Consider the following 17,891-nt stretch of genomic DNA (forward strand, 5'->3'; position numbering starts at 1 on the left):
GGAGACATGCGATTACAGGATCCCATCGTTATTGTCGGGATGGCCCGCACGGCGATCGGCAGCTTTCAGGGCGAACTGAAGCATGCAACTGCATCGGATCTCGGTGCCGCTTCCATTCGTGCCGCACTTGAGCGCGGTGGTGTGGAGGCGGAGTCTGTCGATGAAGTCGTGTTCGGCTGCGTCCTGCCTGCAGGCCAGGGACAGGCGCCGGCGCGACAAGCGGCAATCCACGCGGGCCTTCCCGTTGCCACGGGGGCGACGACGGTCAACAAGATGTGCGGCTCGGGCATGAAGGCGGTCATGATAACCCATGATGCGATCGCGGCCGGAAGTGCCTCGATCGGCGTGGCCGGCGGCATGGAAAGCATGACCAATGCACCCTACCTCCTGGATCGGGCGCGAGGCGGATACAGGCTGGGACATGGCCGCGTGCTGGACCACATGTTTCTCGACGGCCTTGAGGACGCCTACGACAAAGGCCGGTCGATGGGAGGTTTTGCCGAGGATTGCGCCGAAGCCTACCAGTTCACCCGCGAGGGACAGGATCAATACGCCATCGCCTCGCTCACGCGGGCGCAAAGGGCAATCGCGGAAGGATGGTTCGACAATGAGATCGTGCCTGTAACGGTCTCGACGGGCAAGGTCGAGCACGTGGCGAGGCAAGACGAGCAACCCCGCAAGGCAAGGCTAGACAAGATCTCGACCCTGAAACCCGCTTTCCGCGATGGTGGAACGGTGACCGCTGCCAATTCAAGCTCGATTTCCGACGGAGCTGCGGCGCTCGTGCTGATGCGGCGCTCGGAAGCGGAACGCCGGGGGCTTGTTCCGCTCGCGACGATCATCGGTCACGCCACGCATTCGCAGGAACCCGCTCTCTTCGCCACCGCGCCGATCGGCGCCATGCAAAAACTGTCCGAGCGGACAGGCATGCAGCTCTCCGATGTCGATCTGTTCGAAATCAACGAGGCCTTCGCGGTCGTCGCCATGGCGGCGATGCGGAATCTCGACCTGCCGCATGACAAGGTCAATGTCCATGGCGGGGCATGCGCGCTCGGCCACCCGATCGGCGCTTCAGGCGCGCGCATCCTCGTGACCCTGCTCGCGGCACTTCAACGCTACGATCTAAAACGCGGCATGGCAGCAGTTTGCATTGGCGGTGGTGAGGCGACGGCCATTGCCATCGAGCGATCCCGATCGGGAGAAGGCAGATGATCCTTTCGGAGCTTCAGCAACAGATCCGCGAGATGGCGCGCAGCTTTGCCCGCGAGCGCCTGGCGCCGGGTGCCGCGGCACGAGATAGGGAACATCGTTTTCCGCAAGAGGAGTTGAAGGAGATGGGCGCGCTCGGGCTTCTCGGCATGCTGGTGCCGGAGACCTACGGCGGCTCCGATACCGGCGTGCTTGCCTATGCAGCCGCAGTCGAGGAAATCGCCGCCGGCGACGGGCCCTGCTCGACGATCATGAGCGTCCACAGTTCTGTCGGCTGCGTACCGATCCTCAAATTCGGCACAGAAGCCCAGAAGGAGCGTTTTCTGCCGCGTCTCGCTTCCGGCGAATGGATCGGCGGCTTCGCGCTGACCGAGCCGCAGGCAGGCTCGGACGCCTCGAACCTCAAGACACGCGCCCGCCGCGATGGCGACCACTACGTGATCAACGGCGCCAAACAGTTCATCACCTCGGGCAGGAACGGCCAGGTGATCATCATCTTCGCCGTCACCGATCCCGATGCGGGCAAGAAGGGGATTACCGCCTTTATCGTCCCGACGGATACGCCCGGCTATGAAGTGATCCGCGTCGAGGAAAAGCTGGGGCTGCATGCCTCGGATACCTGCCAGATCGCCTTCACCGAGATGCGGGTTCCCGAAGAAGCCAGGCTCGGCGCGGAAGGAGAGGGTTATCGCATTGCGCTCGCCAATCTGGAAGGAGGCCGGATCGGCATTGCGGCGCAATCCGTCGGCATGGCGCAGGCGGCATTCGAGGCGGCGCGCGACTACGCCCGGGAACGAAAAGCCTTCGGAAAGGCGATTGTCGATCATCAGGCCGTTGCCTTCCGTCTTGCCGACATGGCGACTAGGATAGAAGCGGCGCGGCAGCTCGTCTGGCATGCCGCTTCGCTAAGGGAGGCAGGCCTGCCTTGCCTGTCCGAGGCTTCGATGGCGAAACTCTTTGCGTCGGAAATGGCTGAGCGCGTCTGTTCCGACGCGATCCAGATCCACGGCGGATACGGCTATATCAGCGACTATCCGGTCGAGCGCATCTACCGCGACGTGCGAAGTTGCCAGATTTACGAGGGGACGAGCGACGTCCAACGCATGGTCATCGCACGCAATCTCTGAGAAGGAGATCGGGGGGGTACGACTAGTCATCGACCGGCGCACGTCCACAGGTGCCTCGACAAACGACATGGCTGGTGGTCAGGCCGGTGATCTCCTGCATTTCAGCTATCCCCGTGCCGGTCCGGAGACAAATCCCGTTCGGTGCGGAGCCCCTCGTCCGTCAGCTTCTGGCTGTGAAATCGGTCGAGTTGGGTGACGACATCCTCGATTTCCGCCGCAACGCGCCCGGCATCCCAGGATAGCGCGGCGCCCGCAATGCCAGCAATTTCCCGTAGTCCTGCCAGCGTCAATCGCCCTTCGATGGCCAAAGTCGTGCGACGCAGAACGACGTCAGAAAGATGGACGACCATCTCGTTTCGGACGATCCAGTCGATCTCCCGGAAACTGTAGTCCGGCGCACCGGAAAGCCGCTCATCGTCAGAATGGGTCGAAGCGCCGGAAAGAAGCGCAGCGGCCGTCGTCCCATAACGGCGGAGCAGTTCCTCGGCACGCTCAACCGAAACACCGGTTCGGCCCGCCAGCTCCCTTGCCCACTCGCTTCGCGCTTGTTCGCTCGTCGGGAAATCCTTACCGCCGCCGATTGCGAGATAACGGGTCGATCGGCTGCGCGAGCGCTGCAGACGGGAAAGCACCGTATCGGCAACCTCCTCGGCAAAACCGCGAAATGTCGTCCACTTGCCGCCGACGAGCGAGATGATCGGAAACGGTCTGCCGGGCTCCGGTTCCTTAACGGGAGCGGAGTGATCGCGGCTGATCAGGCCCGGCGCGGTCGCATCCGATGCCGGCAGCGGGCGGATGCCGCTATAACTGTAGACGACCTGGCTGCGATCGAATGTCAAACTCGGCAGCAGAGAACGGACGCTTTCGAGGAAATAGTCGGTTTCCGGCTCCTCGCAGCGCACGTTGTCGGGATCATCTGCGGGAATATCCGTGGAGCCAACCAACGCCAGGCCGAGATAGCTGTAGACAAGGCATATGCGCCCGTCGTCCGCCTCGAAATAGATCATGTGGCCGTTGAGGCTTTTTACCAGTTCGGGATGGTCGAGCAGGATATGCGAGCCCTTGGTGCCGCCGATCAGCTTGGACGGGCTACCGAGGGCGGCATTGACGTGGTCGATCCAGGGACCGGCTGCGTTGACGACCAGCTTCGGAGCGATCGTGAATTCGCGACCATCGGGCCGCCGATAGGTCACGCGGCCATCGCGGCTTTCCATCAGCGTTGCGAAATTGCTGGCAAGGCTCTTTTCGTTGGCCGCCAGCCCGTCGCTGACCAGTTCGTAGACGAGCCTTTCGGGGCGGCTGACCTTCGCGTCGTAATAGATCCCGCCGGCAACGATCGCCGGCGTCACATGCGGCATTTCCTGGCGCGCCCTGCCCTTCAGGATCAGCCGATGGCGCGGCATCACCCGGTCGCGCGAGCCGAAGAAGTCGTAGAGCCCGAGGCCGATCTTGACCAGAATGGCGCCGCGGCTGCGCGGTGCGGTCTTGGACCCGAACAGCGTGCGCAAGGCGGCCCAGATGCCGCGTGTCCAGGAAAACACCGGAATGAAGGTCGGCAGCGGTTCGACGCAGTGGGGTGCGTTTTTCAGAAGAAGATTGCGCTCCAGCGTCGACTGGGCGACGAGCCCGAACTCGCCCGTCTCCAGATATTTCAGCCCGCCATGGATGAGCCGAGAGGGCGCCGCGCTGGTGCCCGAGCCGAAATCGGCCTTATCGACAATGAGGCAATTGACGCCCTGAACCGAAAGATCGCGAAAAAGGCCCGCGCCGTTGATACCGGCGCCGATGATCAGGACGTCGATATCGGTTTCCTGGAGGGTTTCGAAGCGCGTCTGTAAGTCGGGGGTCATTGTCTTGTCGTCCTGAAATATATGTCGATAGCAATCCGGCGCGTCAGTTGGTCGGCTGTTCCCGCGCGAGAGCGCCGATCTTCGGCCACAACGGCGCCATCGTTTCGGCGATCTCGCAGAAAACCCGATAGCGGCTGTCCATATCGGCACTGCGCGTCGGATCCGGCCGGTAGGTTTTCGCGATGCTTGCGATATCGCGCGGATCGCTTCGCGGATCGGCATAGATGCCGGCACCGGACCCGGCGCAGAGGGCTGCGCCCCAGGCGGCCGCCTCGTCGGTCTCCGTCACGGTCACCGGCATGCCCAGTACGTCGGCAAACATTTGAGCGACCGCGGGGTTGCGGGAGACGCCACCGGCGAGACTTGCCTTGTCGAAGGCAAAGCCTTCGCGCAATGCGTCCACATGGATGCGGTGGTTGAAGGCAATGCCTTCCAGCACCGCGCGCAGCATGTCGCCCCGGTCGTGCCAGCCGCCTAGGCCGAAAAAGCTTGCGCTGGCCGCAGCTCCATAGGGAGAACCGAAAAGGAAAGGGTGGAAAAGCACCGTCGATGGCCGCTCCATCGCCGCTTCTATCTCCGGCGCCAGAAGCGAGTGGATCGATTTTCCGCACGCCTCGCCATCAGCGCGCTCGGCGCCGCAAAGCGTTTCTAGGAACCATTCGTAATTGGCGGATGATGCCGGCGAGATCGACATATTGTTCCAGCTGCCGGGCGTAATACCGTTGCGGCAGAACCAGCGCTTATCGACCCGCGGCTCCGACGACAGCGTCTCGTTGATCGAATATGTGCCGGCGATCAGCGCGACCGTGCCTTCGGCATAACGCCCTGCCCCGAGCGCCGATGCCATCACGTCGTGCAGGCCAGCAACAACCGCCGTCCCCTCGACAAGCCCTGTTCGCTCGGCCGCCTCGCGCGTCACGCGTCCGACGATCCGGTCGGACTGGGACATAGGAGGAAGGGCGTGGGCGAGATCCTGCAGGCCGAAGAGACGAAGCGCTTCCTCACTGTACTCCTGCGTTTGGACATCCGTGAAGGACGTGCTCGCCTCGGTGCGATCGGTGCCGATAATGCCCGACAGGCAGAAGGTCAGCCAGTCCTTGCAGCTCATCGCATGGCCGATGCGCCTGAACCGCTCCGGCTCCTCTTCCCGAATGAAAGCGAGCAGCGCCGAGGGGGCCGAGACATGCGGTACCTGCCCGGTCAGCGCCAGCGACCGGTCAGATACCCCGTCCGCCTGCCACCGGTCGACAACCGGGCCGGCCCGACTGTCGAGCGACAGGATTGCCCGACCGAGCGGCTTATGCTCCTTATCTGCGAGATAGATGCCGTCGCCGTGAGCGGTTGCGGCAATCGCCTGGATATCATCGGCCTGCCGGCCGGAGAGCGTGATCGCTTCCCGAATCGCATCGGCTGTCGCGCTCCAGAGTTCGTCCATGTCGCGCTCGACATAATGCGCCTTCGGCATGAACTGCGTCACACGGCGTCTGGCAACGGCAAGCTGCGTGCCATCGATGTCGAAGATGACGGCCTTGGTGACGGTCAGGCCGCTGTCGATCCCAAGCAAACTCGGCATATATGCCTCAAACCTTCCAATGCGCCTCAGCGGCACGCCCGATCACGATGATGACCGCGCGGTCGTACTCCTGGCGACAACTACATCAATATTCTTCGCCCGCATGCGATCGACCTGCTCCGCCGGAAGCTTGTCATCAACGATGACGACATCGAAATCCTCGAGCGCCGCAAAGCTGTGAAGCGCCCGGCGCTCGAACTTGGTGTGATCGGCAAGCAGGATCCGCTTGACGGAACAGTCGAACATCGCGCGCTTTGTATCGATCGTCTCGGGCGACTGGTGCAGCACCACGCCGTCGCTGATCGCCGACATGGAGATGAAAGCGATGTCGGCCCTCAACGCCTTGATCTCGCTGATCGTCATCCGCCCCATGAAGGCATTGCACCAGCTGTAATACTGGCCGCCAAGTGCAAGCAGCGTCACGTCATGGGCGCCCGTCAAGGCGTTCATCAGCGTCAGCGAATTGGTGATGGCCGTGATCGGCGCCTTGGACGAGAGATGGGGCACCATCTGCAGCACGGTCGTCGAATCGTCGAAGAAGATGGCCTGTCCCGGCTCGACGAACTGCATGGCCGCGGCCGCGATCAGTCTTTTCTCCGTCGCCTGGCGGTTCGAGCGGTAGACGTCGCTGGATTCGATCAGATTGGTGGCGGCGGCGGTGACGATACCGCGTGTTTTCCGGAAGAGACCGCGGCTGACCAGTTCATCGACGTCGCGATGCGCCGTCATCAGGCTGATGCCGAAGCGATCGGTCAGGTCCTCGATCCGCATCGAGCCTTCGTTCATCACAGCCTCGGCGATCAATCGGCGGCGCGCGACCTGCCGCGTCTGGCGGCTATCGCTCGTCAATTGCTCCAACAGGTCTTCACCCTGGCTGGTTTTCTCTTTCACGGATCACCCCTGTCGCTGAGTTCGATGCCTCAGCTTCGTATAGTGATTGCCCGACAGAGGCAAAAACGGCGAAGCGAGATGGGCGCGAGAGCCCAAAAGCCTGGTCTGTTGAATCACGGCGCTCGATAGCGAGCGCCTGGACATCGAATGGGCGCCCCAATCGGGGCGCCCATCTGAACCTTACTGCTCGAGAACAAACGGCGCCGTATACTTGTCGACATTGTCCTTGGTGATCAGGAAGCAATCGAAGAGCTGCTTTTCGCTGTCCACGCCGGTCTTGCCCGTCTTGATGACGCTGTCGGCCTGCTTGACGGCCTCTTCGGAGAAGATCGCGACCGGCTGGAGAACAGTGTACTGCAGGTCACCAGCCTTGATCGCGGCAACTGCATCCGGCGAACCGTCGAAGCCGCCGACCTTGACGTCCTTCAGCTTGCCGGCTTCCTTCAGTGCAGCGATCGCACCGAGCGCCATTTCGTCATTGCCGGAAATCACGCCGATGATATCCGGGTTGGCTTGCAGCAGGGACTGCATCTTGTTATGGCCCTGGGTACGATCCCAGTTCGCGACTTCCTGGCCGGATTTCTGCAGGTCCGGATACTGCGTCAGCACAGTCTCATAACCGTTGGAGCGTGTTGCAGCATTGTTGTCGGACGGCGAGCCGAAGAGCTCGACATACTTGCCCTTGTCGCCGACAGCCTCGACCCACTGCTGGGCACCGATAGCCGCGCCCTGGGCGTTGTTGGATACGAGCTGTGCCTTGGCGAGACCTTCCTGGTTGATTTCGGCATTGACGAGAATGACCGGAATGCCGGCAGCAACGGCCTTCTTCACCGCGCCGACCGAGCCGTCGGCATTGGCCGGATCAAGGATGATCGCCACCGACTTGTTGGTGATGGCGGTGTCGATCAGGTTGCTTTCGGTGTTGGTGTCACCCTTGTGGGCACCTACGGTCGCCGTATAGCCGAGCTTTTCGGCCGCGGCCTTGGCGACATTTCCTTCGGTCAGCCAGTAGGGGTTGGACGGATCGTTGACGATGACCGTCATCATTCCGGCCGCCCAGGCGGAGCTGACAAACAGAGGTGCGACAGCCGCAGCTGCCAGGATAACGCGCATGCCTTTTTTGAACATAATCTCTCTCCCATTGAGTGACTTGGTTTTACCGGTTTCCCGGCGGTGCTTTCCGCAATCGGCCTTTGCGCGAATGGAGCCTGCCGTCGTGGATAAGTTATGCTGGCCGCAGATCAGGACGATCGTCCGCGGCGGCCATATTGGATGCTGTTCATCAGGACGGCGAGAACGATCACCGCGCCGGTAAAGACGGTCTGCCAGTAGGCGGAGACGCCGATGATCACGAGACCATCCGACAGGAAACCGATGACGAAGGCGCCGAGCATGGTGCCGCGGATCGTGCCGCGGCCGCCGGTCAGCGCCGCGCCGCCGATGACGACGGCAGCAATCGCCGTCAGTTCGTAGGTCGTGCCGGCCGTCGGACCGGCTGAGGTCAGCTGCGACGACAGCACGAGGCCGGCGATGGCCGCGCAGATGCCCGACAGGACATAAACCAGGACCTTTACGCGGATGACTGGAACGCCGGAGAGTTCCGCAGCCCGCTCATTGCCGCCCGAAGCATAGAGCCAGCGGCCGAAGGCGGTGCGGCTCAAAACGATGCCGCAGATGATCGCCAGCACGGCGAGCACGATGACGCCGATCGGAATGCCGGCAAGCCGGTTGAAGCCGAGCCAGTCGAAGCCGGCATTGCCGAGTTCGGGACGGCCGCCGAGATTGTTGTAGGTCAGGCCGTTGGTCATCAGCAGCGCGATACCGCGGGCGACATAAAGCACGCCGAGCGATGCGACGAAGGCGGGCACACGGAGGTAGGCGATCAGTACGCCGTTGACCGCACCGACAAGCGCGCCAACGAGGCAGGTGACGACGACGACGGCCCAGACCGGCAGATACAAGATGACGCCGAACTGCGGCAGCGTGACCCCCTGCATCAGGAAGCCGGCGATACATCCGGCGAGGCCCAGCGTTGAGCCCACCGACAGATCGATGCCGCCGTTCAGGATGACCAGCAGCATGCCGATCGCCAGAATGCCGAAGATCGCCACATGCGAGGCCATGGTCAGGAAGTTGTTGACCGAGAAATAGTAGGGCGACAGGAACGAGAAGACCGCGATTATGACGATCAGCGCAAAGAATGCGCGTCCTTCAAGCAGCAGGTGCACGAAATTGATCTTGCGCTTCTGCCCGTTCGCGACTGACTTGTTATCGGTGACATTCGTGACTGACATAATCAGCTCTCCATATTCCGGGCTAGTGCGCGACCACGGCTTCGCCGGAGGCGGCCATGATCTTTTCCTTGGTGACGCTCGAGTCGAACTCGGCCGAGATCCTGCCGCGATGCATGACGATGATGCGATGCGCGATGCTGAGGCACTCGTTGACTTCGGACGTCGAATAGATGACCGCGAGGCCCTGTTTTGCGCGTTCGGCGAGCAGCTTGAAGACTTCCGCCTTGGCGCCGATATCAATCCCACGGCTCGGTTCGTCGAGCAGGATGACCTTCGGATGGGTGGCGAGCATCTTGCCGATCACCACCTTCTGCTGATTGCCGCCGGAGAGGGAACCGATCGCCGCCTCGCCGCCATCGGTCTTCACGTGGACGCTGCGGATCGATTCATTCACCAGGCTCCGTTCGCGGCCTCCTGAGGTGAACAGCCCCTTGGTGAAAGCGCCTATGCTGGCGAGTGACAGGTTCGAACCGACCGACATGGTCTGCACGAGACCATCCCGCTGGCGATCCTCCGGCACGAGCACGAGCCCGTCTGCAATACGTCCGGCAATGCTGCGTGCCCCGACATCCTGCCCTTCGAGCAGAACGCGGCCGCCGCTCGCGCTCAGTCGTCCGGCCACGCATTCGAGCAATTCGGTGCGGCCAGCGCCCATCAGGCCGTAGATGCAGACGATCTCCCCGGCGCGGACATTGAGAGAAAGCCGGTCGACCGCATTGTAGGCGGCGCCCGAGGGGCCTGGAACCGAAAGGCTTTCGATGGACAAAGCCACCTCACCGAACTGGCTGTCTGGCGGATTGCCGAGATCGAAGTTATCGCCGACCATGTTGCGGACGATCCATTCGAGGTCGATATCCTCGCGCTTGGCATAGGCCGTCATGCGGCCGTCGCGCAGCACCACGGCGTGGTCGGTGATCTGCAGCGCTTCTTCCAGGTGGTGCGAGATATAGACGATCGAAACGCCGCGGTCGGTCAGGTCGTGAATGACCTTGAACAGCACCTCGACCTCGGTCGCGCTCAAGGCCGATGTCGGTTCGTCCATGATCAGGATGCGCGAATTGACAGAAAGCGCGCGGGCGATCTCGACGATCTGCTGCTGGCCGAGACGCAGGTCCTCGACGGGCGTCAGGGGATCGATGTCCTCTTCCAGCTCTTCCATCAGAATGCGCGTCTGCCGCTCTTCCTCGGCAAAGTCGACGGAACCGCCCTTGATGATCTCGCGGCCCATGAAGATGTTGTCGCGGACACTGAGATTGGGCGCCAGGCTGAGTTCCTGGTGAATGATGGAGATGCCGCAGTCGCGCGCATGTGTGGACGAATTGAAGCTGATCGGCGCACCGTCGAGAATGATCTCCCCGGATGTCGGCCTTACCACGCCCGACAGGATCTTCATCAGCGTCGACTTGCCGGCACCGTTTTCGCCGAACAGCGTCGTCACCTGGCCGCGATGGATGTCGAAATTGACGCCCTTCAGCGCATGGACGCTGCCATAGGACTTTGCGACGTCGCGGGCGGCGAGAACGACCTCACGCTGGTCGATATGAGTGGGGCTTGCCTCGCTCATTTGACTTCGACCTTTACCGGCGTGACCAGCCAGTTCTTCGGATTGATGAGCTTGAAAACGCCGACCACGGTGGCCGACTTTCCGTCGAGCGTATCGACATCGAGACCGCCCAGCACCGCCTTCTTCATCTCGTTGTTGATGCCTGAACCGGCGTCCTGATACTGGATCTGGTTGGTGAACTGGCCGAACTCGATCGTGCCCGTGGCATCGCGGAGGTCCGTGCCGTTGACCGCAGGGCCGGTCTGGACACGGACCACCGTCTCGGGAGGCAGGCCATCTATCTTCATTTCGTTGACGCTCGACTTGCGGGTCGAGAAGGTACCGGTCAGCGTTACGGGAATGACCGGGCCGGTGCTGGTGGCGATACCGTATTTTTCGCCCGCCGCCTTCTTGTCAGCGGCAATTGCGGTTGCAAGCTCAGCGGCTGCAACGGCGCGCTTCTCGACATCCGCTTGGATCTTCGGGAATTGCTCCGCACCATAGCTTTCCGGTGAAAACGCCTGTTTGCGGACATCTCCCTCCGAACCGATTGTGACGACCGTCGTGTCGAGCGCGATCGCGCCGACAACGACGACGGCAAGCGCTGCGCCGATGATGAGCTTGAGATTGCCGGTCGCGGGCTTGCGGGCTGCATGGGCGGGCTGTGTACTCATATCCGTACGGCCTTCCGGTTTTGAACTGGTGTCGTGGAGGAGTTAGCGGGATATCGAACGCAGCGGCATGCGCACGTCAGGCGGCACGGGCATGACAGCCGGCCGGGCGATATTCGAAACGCTGTTTTGGATCATCATCCGCATTGCCTCCTCCTCACAGAACCCGGCGCTTGTCTCCTCCAATCGCTGGGCCTGCAGCTTCTATCCGAGATACGGCCCCGTGATAGAAATGTGTTATTTATGGCGAAAAGATTGTTATAAGTTTTGACGCTTGTCAACGGGCCTATTGCCGGATTTTGAGCAGATCGCCTAACTGTGATGCATCAAACGACTTACTGCGGCGCACCAAAATTTAGCAGATGCCGCAAAATTCGCGAAGCTTGTGGCATCGACGCCCAACGCATCAAGCCCATGATAAAACGCGATAAATTCTGATTTTCATAAACAGCATACGGTCGCCGCACCGCGTCCCCCTCACCTAGAATGGGCGAGCCACCAAAATCATCGCACACAGAATTTTAGTTGAAAAAAATTTCATTGCCAGAAAATTATTGCTGGCAAGATGATATCTTTATGTTATGTTCTGCATGGGTCTTGGGAGGCTCGAAACCAAGCGGATTGATCCTCGCGTCGAATTTGGCACCTGAATTCATGCCCATATTGCGGATCGAGGACGCGAAAGTACGGCTGCTGAAGGCAGGCAGCCGGCCGATCGGGAGGAATGAGAATGAATTTCACGCGCGCATTGCCCGCCACGGGATGCATATTGTTGGCGAGATAGCCCAGCAATGACATCAGCTCAGAACATCATTATCGGCATCGATGCCGGAACCTCTGTCATCAAGGCAGTTGCCTTCGATCTTTCCGGAAAGCAGCTCGCGTCCGCTTCCGTCCGCAACAGATATGCGACCGGCGACGACGGCTCGGCCACCCAGTCGCTGCCTCAGACCTGGATCGATTGCGCCAGCGCATTGCGCGGGCTCGGCGAAAAGGTCACCGACCTCGCATCACGCACCGCGGCCGTCGCCGTCACCGGACAGGGAGACGGAACTTGGCTTGTCGGGCGCGATAACCAGCCTGCCACAGACGCCTGGCTCTGGCTCGACGCCCGCGCCGCGCCGACCGTCACCTCGCTTGCTTCAGGAGATTTGAACCGGGCGCGCTTCGAAGCGACAGGAACCGGGCTGAACACCTGCCAGCAGGGAACCCAGCTTGCCCATATGGACCGGCTCATGCCCGATCTCCTCGATCGTGCCGAGGTCGCCCTGCATTGCAAGGACTGGCTCTATCTCAACCTGACGGGCGTGCGCGCCACCGACCCGTCCGAAGCGAGCTTCACCTTCGGCAATTTCCGCAACCGCCAGTATGACGAGGTGGTGATCGATGCCCTCGGCCTTGGCCGGCGGCGTGGGCTGTTGCCCGAGATCATCGAGGGAACGGAGATCAGTCATCCGCTGACCGCCGACGCGGCCAAGGCCTGCGGTCTTCTGGCCGGCACGCCCGTCTGCCTCGGTTATGTGGACATGGTTATGACGGCTCTCGGCGCCGGCGTCCGAAGCGGCGGGCTTAACGCCGCGTGCTCGACGATCGGCTCGACCGGCGTGCATATGCGCGCCAAGTCCGTCGCCGACGTCCATCTCAACCGCGAAGGCACGGGTTATGTCATTGCCCTACCGATCCCGGGCATCGTCACCCAGGTCCAGACGAACATGGGCTCGACGATCAATATCGACTGGATCCTCGGCATCGCGTCATCCCTGATGGCGGATGCCGGCAAGTCCGTCTCGCATGCCGAACTGATCGCCCGCATCGACGGCTGGTTTGCCGACAGCAGGCCGGGTTCGGTCCTCTATCATCCCTATATTTCCGAGGCGGGAGAACGCGGCCCCTTCGTCAACGCCAATGCGCGGGCGGGCTTTACTGGTCTCTCGACCCGCCACGGCTTCGCCGACCTCATCCGCAGCGTCGTCGAGGGCCTGGGGCTCGCGACCCGCGATTGTTATGTAGCGATGGGCGCCATGCCGGAAGAACTGCGCGTTACCGGCGGAGCGACACGGTCCAACGCCCTGCGTCGCTCGCTCTCGGCCGCGGTCGATGCGCCCATTCGCCAGTCGCAGCGTGAAGAGACGGGTGCGGCCGGCGTGGCGATGATGGCGGCCGTCGCCGTGGGCGTCTACTCGACCATGGACGACTGCATTGCCGACTGGGTGACTCCGCTCCTCGGCGATGTAGAAAAGCCGGATCCGGCGGAAGCTGCACGCTTCGACCGCCTGTTTGACGCCTATGCGGATATCCGCACGGCAATCGCCCCCGCCTGGGACAAGCTCGCCGCCGCCACGACGCCGGTACCCGACGGCGCATAAACCAAGTTTTGATGCAGAGGCATCGAAGGAGCATGATATGAGCGAACCCGAAACTCTCGATCTTTTCGTCATCGGCGGCGGCATCAACGGCGCGGGCATCGCGCGCGATGCGGCAGGCCGCGGGCTGAAAGTGGCGTTGTGCGAGAAGGACGACCTGGCGCAGGGAACCTCCTCGCGCTCGGGCAAGCTGGTTCATGGCGGGCTGCGTTATCTCGAATATTACGAGTTTCGCCTCGTGCGCGAGGCGCTGATCGAACGCGAAGTGCTGCTGAACGCCGCCCCGCATATCATCTGGCCTCTGCGCTTCGTCCTGCCGCATAGCCCTGAGGACCGGCCGGCATGGCTCGTGCGCCTCGGCCTTTTCCTTTACGACCATCTCGGCGGCCGCAAGAAGCTGCCGGGCACGCGCACCCTGAACCTCCTGCGCGATCCCGAAGGTGCACCTATCCTCGATCAGTACCCGCGCGGCTTTGAATATTCCGACTGTTGGGTTGATGATGCCCGCCTCGTGGTCCTCAATGCCGTCAGCGCTGCCGAAAAGGGTGCGACTGTGCTCACCCGCACCGCAGCCGTTTCTGCTCGGCGCGAAAACGGCGCCTGGACGGTCGTTGCCAGGAACACTCTCACGGGAGAGGAACGGACGTTTCGCGCCAAATGCATCGTGAACTGCGCCGGCCCGTGGGTCACGGATATCATCAACCGCGTAGCGGGCTCGAATTCCAGCCGCAATGTGCGCCTGGTCAAGGGCAGCCACATCATCGTGCCGAAATTCTGGGCCGGTGCGAACGCCTATCTCGTTCAGAACCACGACAAGCGCGTCATCTTCATCAACCCTTACGAAGGCGACAAGGCGCTGATCGGCACCACGGATATCGCCTACGAAGGCCGCGCCGAAGATGTTAGCGCTGACGAAGGCGAGATCGATTACCTGCTGAAGGCCGTCAACCGTTACTTCAAGGAAAAGCTGCGCCGCCAGGACGTGCTGCATTCCTTCTCCGGTGTCCGCCCGCTCTTCGACGATGGCAAGGGCAACCCGTCCGCCGTCACCCGCGATTACGTCTTCGATCTCGACGAGACCGGCGGCGCGCCGCTGCTCAACGTCTTCGGCGGCAAGATCACCACCTTCCGCGAACTTGCCGAACGCGGCATGCAGCGCCTGAAGACCGTCTTCCCGAACATGGGCGATGACTGGACCGAAAAGGCTCCCCTGCCCGGCGGCGACATGCCGAATGCCGATTACGAGACCTTCGCCGACAGCCTGCGCGATACCTATCCCTGGATGCTCCGCGCGCTGGTGCATCACTACGGTCGGCTTTATGGCACGCTGACCCACAAGATAATCGGCAATGCATCCGGTCCCGAAGGCCTCGGTCGTTATTTCGGCGGCCGGCTTTACGAAGCGGAGGCCCGCTATCTCGTCGACAACGAATGGGCCCAGACGGCGGAAGACATCCTCTACCGCCGCACCAAGCATTACCTTCACATGACCGAGGCCGAACGCGCCGCCTTCAGCGAGTGGTTTGCATCCACCCGCCCCATCGCCGCCTGAAGGAGGTTCACGATGCCACTGACGCTTTCGCTCAACACAAACCCGCTGGTCAACCGCTTCGCCGATCCCGACGATCTGATCGACACGGTGGCGCGCGATCTGAAGATCCGCAACCTGCAGCTCACCCATGAATTCATCAATCCGAGCTGGCAGGCGCCGGTCATCCGCCGTCTCACCCGGCAGATGGCTGCCGCGCTGAAGCGCACCGGCGTTCGCGTCACCTCCGGGATGACCGGCCCCTACGGCCGCCTCAACCATTTCGGTCATCCCGACGCCGATGTGCGCCGCTATTATGTCGACTGGTTCAAGACCTTTGCCGATATCACCGCCGATCTCGGCGGCACCTCGGTCGGCACGCAGTTCGCCATCTTCACCTACAAGGATTTCGACGATCCGGCCCGCCGCGAAGAGCTGATCACCATCGCCATCGACTGCTGGGCTGAAGTTGCCGAGCATGCCCGCGCCGCCGGCCTTTCCTATGTCTTCTGGGAGCCGATGAGCATCGGCCGTGAATTCGGCGAGACGATCGACGCCTGCATGGCGCTGCAGAAACGGCTGACCGCCGCGAACATGGCCGTACCGATGTGGATGATGGCGGATATCGACCACGGCGACGTCACCTCAACCAATCCGGACGATTTCGATCCTTACGCCTGGGCACGCGCAGTGCCGCCCGTTTCGCCGATCATCCACATCAAGCAGAGCCTGATGGACAAGGGCGGGCACCGGCCCTTCACGGCGGAATTCAACGCCAAGGGGCGCATCCAGCCGGCACCGCTGCTCGAGGCTTTTGCTGCTGGCGGCGCCAGGGACAACGAGATCTGCCTCGAACTCTCCTTCAAGGAGCGCGAGCCGAACGACCGGCAGGTCGTGTCGCAGATCGCCGAGAGCGTCGCCTTCTGGGCGCCGCATATCGATACCGGCATTGCCGACTTGAACATTTGAGGCGCAAGCCCTTTAAAGGCGCCCGCATCAAAGGCGGCAATCGCCGCAGACACATCGAAAGGAAGCGGCATGACGGACGCCGATGATACGCTTGCCGTACGTGCCGCCTGGCTGCATTATGCCGGCGGCCTGACCCAGTCCGAGGTTGCAAAGCGTCTTGGCGTGCCATCGGTCAAGGCGCACCGCCTGATCGCCAAGGCCGTCGCCGAGGGCGTGGTGAAGGTGACGATCGACGGCGATATCGTCGAATGCGTCGAGCTGGAAATGCAGCTCTCCGAACGTTTCGGCCTCCAATATTGCGAGGTGGCACCCGATCTCGGCGAAGAGGGATTGCCCCTGCGCGCACTCGGTCATGCCGGCGCAGGCTATCTCAAGCGTGAGATCGAACGCGGCGACAATACGGTGATCGGCCTCGGCCATGGCCGCACGCTGTCAGCCGCCGTGCAATACATGCCGCGGGTCAATGCGAAGAACCTGCGCTTCGTTTCGCTGCTCGGCGGTCTTACCCGAAATTACGGCGCCAACCCTTACGACGTGATGCACCGCATTGCCGAAAAGACCGGCAGCCAGGCCTATGTCATGCCCGTGCCCTTCTTTGCCAATACGAGCGAGGACCGGAAGGTTCTGATGGCCCAGCGCGCGGTCAAGGAAGTGTTCGAGCTCGCCAACAAGGCCGATCTAAAACTCGTCGGCATAGGCAATGTCGATGCCGATGCGCAACTCGTCTCCTCCGGCATGGTCGAGCCCGGCGAGATCGCCGATATCGAAGCATCCGGCGGCGTCGGTGAAATTCTCGGGCATTTCTTCGATGCGGATGGCCATATTCTGGATACAGATCTCAGCGCCCGCATGCTCTCCGCATCCTTCCCCAAGACCAGGAGCGAGCGCCTGGTGGCGTTGGCTGGCGGGCCGAACAAGGCGGATGCCATCAGCGCAATTCTCAACAGCCGTCGTCTTTTCGGATTGATTACGGACGAGCGCACGGCAAAAGCCCTGCTTGCCGCGTGATGAAACATAAATTCATCGCAATATCACATTATAAATGTTGATTATCACGAATTAATTGTTACATTAGTTGCAAGTTATGAGCGGAGCCCCTTATGAAACGCGAGGAACGGCAGCAGGGCATCATCAACCTGCTCGTAGAAAGCAGGACGGTCGATCTCGACGACCTGGCCGAGCGTTTCGCAGTGTCGAAAATGACCGTTCATCGCGACCTCGACGAGCTTGAACAGGCTGGCGTGCTGCGCAAGGTGCGCGGCGGCGCCACGATCGATGCTGGAACGCAGTTCGAAAGCGATTTTCGGATCCGCGAACGCCAGGATCACGGCGCCAAGCAGGCAATTACCCAGGCCGCGGCCGAACTCGTCGAGCCGGGCATGACGGTGATGGTGAATGACGGATCGATGGCTGCGGTTCTCGGCGAAGCCTTGATCGGAAAGCGACCGCTGACGGTCATTACCAACAATGCTGCCGTCATCGAACGTCTCAAGGGCGAGAACGGCATCACGCTGATTGCGCTCGGCGGCGTCTATTCCGCCAAGTTCAACGCATTCTTCGGCGTAGTGACCGAAGAAACGCTGGCGCGACTAAGGGCCGATATCGCCTTCATTTCCACTCCGGGCGTGGCGGCTGGGCACGCCTATCACATGGACGACAATGTGGTGCGCACCAAGCGGGCGATGATGGCGTCGTCGACACGCAACTGCCTGCTCGTCAATCACGAGCGGATCGGCCAGACGGCACTGCATGTGCTGGCGGGCCTCAACGAATTTGACGCTGTGATCACGGATCAGCAGCCGGACCCAACCGCGCTGGCAGAGATCGAAGAGACGGGCGTCACGCTTACCATCGCATCATCGGGAGGTTAACA

Annotated in this window: 15 protein-coding genes; 8 read left to right on the forward strand and 7 right to left on the reverse strand. The window is 61.8% G+C overall.

The features are described from left to right. Nucleotides 1-6: 6 nt before the first annotated feature. A complete protein-coding gene (locus tag BM216_RS03105) occupies nucleotides 7-1,212 on the forward strand; it encodes an acetyl-CoA C-acyltransferase (protein ID WP_092994691.1) in 1,206 nt (401 codons plus the stop codon). Then, nucleotides 1,209-2,336 (forward strand): acyl-CoA dehydrogenase family protein, encoded by a 1,128-nt coding sequence (locus BM216_RS03110; RefSeq protein ID WP_092994694.1) that lies wholly within the window; start codon nucleotides 1,209-1,211, stop codon nucleotides 2,334-2,336. The genes BM216_RS03105 and BM216_RS03110 overlap by 4 nt, the downstream gene beginning before the upstream one ends. A gap of 101 nt (nucleotides 2,337-2,437) precedes the next feature. Here the strand turns inward: BM216_RS03110 and BM216_RS03115 are convergent, their stop codons facing one another. From BM216_RS03115 to BM216_RS03145, 7 genes are all read right to left on the reverse strand, one after another. Next, complete coding sequence (locus BM216_RS03115) at nucleotides 2,438-4,186, reverse strand: glycerol-3-phosphate dehydrogenase/oxidase (RefSeq protein ID WP_092994697.1); 1,749 nt, start codon at nucleotides 4,184-4,186, stop codon at nucleotides 2,438-2,440. A gap of 43 nt (nucleotides 4,187-4,229) precedes the next feature. Further along, on the reverse strand, nucleotides 4,230-5,759 hold the full coding sequence (locus tag BM216_RS03120) for an FGGY-family carbohydrate kinase (RefSeq protein ID WP_092994700.1): 1,530 nt from the start codon (nucleotides 5,757-5,759) through the stop codon (nucleotides 4,230-4,232). Nucleotides 5,760-5,801: 42 nt separating this feature from the next. Then, nucleotides 5,802-6,650, reverse strand: a complete 849-nt coding sequence (locus BM216_RS03125) for a DeoR/GlpR family DNA-binding transcription regulator (RefSeq protein WP_092994703.1) — start codon at nucleotides 6,648-6,650, stop codon at nucleotides 5,802-5,804. 180 nt (nucleotides 6,651-6,830) lie between these two features. Further along, the gene (locus BM216_RS03130; protein WP_092994706.1) at nucleotides 6,831-7,778 is read right to left on the reverse strand and encodes a D-ribose ABC transporter substrate-binding protein; all 948 of its coding nucleotides are present in this window, start codon (nucleotides 7,776-7,778) and stop codon (nucleotides 6,831-6,833) included. A gap of 113 nt (nucleotides 7,779-7,891) precedes the next feature. Further along, a complete protein-coding gene (locus tag BM216_RS03135; protein ID WP_092994709.1) occupies nucleotides 7,892-8,944 on the reverse strand; it encodes an ABC transporter permease in 1,053 nt (350 codons plus the stop codon). A gap of 22 nt (nucleotides 8,945-8,966) precedes the next feature. Beyond that, the gene (locus tag BM216_RS03140; protein WP_092994712.1) at nucleotides 8,967-10,508 is read right to left on the reverse strand and encodes a sugar ABC transporter ATP-binding protein; all 1,542 of its coding nucleotides are present in this window, start codon (nucleotides 10,506-10,508) and stop codon (nucleotides 8,967-8,969) included. Next, nucleotides 10,505-11,161, reverse strand: a complete 657-nt coding sequence (locus BM216_RS03145; protein WP_092994715.1) for a DUF2291 domain-containing protein — start codon at nucleotides 11,159-11,161, stop codon at nucleotides 10,505-10,507. The genes BM216_RS03140 and BM216_RS03145 overlap by 4 nt, the downstream gene beginning before the upstream one ends. A gap of 522 nt (nucleotides 11,162-11,683) precedes the next feature. Here BM216_RS03145 and BM216_RS33230 point away from each other — a divergent pair. The 6 genes from BM216_RS33230 (at nucleotide 11,684) to BM216_RS03170 (ending at nucleotide 17,889) form a co-directional block, all read left to right on the forward strand. Then, nucleotides 11,684-11,953 (forward strand): hypothetical protein, encoded by a 270-nt coding sequence (locus BM216_RS33230; RefSeq protein ID WP_143102715.1) that lies wholly within the window; start codon nucleotides 11,684-11,686, stop codon nucleotides 11,951-11,953. Continuing rightward, the gene (locus BM216_RS03150; protein ID WP_092994718.1) at nucleotides 11,950-13,524 is read left to right on the forward strand and encodes an FGGY-family carbohydrate kinase; all 1,575 of its coding nucleotides are present in this window, start codon (nucleotides 11,950-11,952) and stop codon (nucleotides 13,522-13,524) included. Before BM216_RS33230 ends, BM216_RS03150 begins: the two co-directional genes overlap by 4 nt. Nucleotides 13,525-13,561: 37 nt before the next feature. Then, the gene (locus BM216_RS03155) at nucleotides 13,562-15,073 is read left to right on the forward strand and encodes a glycerol-3-phosphate dehydrogenase (RefSeq protein WP_092994721.1); all 1,512 of its coding nucleotides are present in this window, start codon (nucleotides 13,562-13,564) and stop codon (nucleotides 15,071-15,073) included. Between the two features lie 12 nt (nucleotides 15,074-15,085). Continuing rightward, nucleotides 15,086-16,018, forward strand: coding sequence for a sugar phosphate isomerase/epimerase family protein (locus tag BM216_RS03160; RefSeq protein ID WP_092994724.1), 933 nt, complete (start codon nucleotides 15,086-15,088; stop codon nucleotides 16,016-16,018). A 69-nt stretch (nucleotides 16,019-16,087) separates the two neighbouring features. Beyond that, nucleotides 16,088-17,026: a sugar-binding transcriptional regulator gene (locus BM216_RS03165; protein WP_092994727.1), complete on the forward strand. Its 939-nt coding sequence runs from the start codon at nucleotides 16,088-16,090 to the stop codon at nucleotides 17,024-17,026. A gap of 92 nt (nucleotides 17,027-17,118) precedes the next feature. Then, nucleotides 17,119-17,889, forward strand: coding sequence for a DeoR/GlpR family DNA-binding transcription regulator (locus tag BM216_RS03170; RefSeq protein ID WP_092994730.1), 771 nt, complete (start codon nucleotides 17,119-17,121; stop codon nucleotides 17,887-17,889). Nucleotides 17,890-17,891 lie beyond the last annotated feature (2 nt).

This window comes from Rhizobium sp. NFR07, assembly GCF_900111905.1.
Classification (GTDB): domain Bacteria; phylum Pseudomonadota; class Alphaproteobacteria; order Rhizobiales; family Rhizobiaceae; genus Neorhizobium.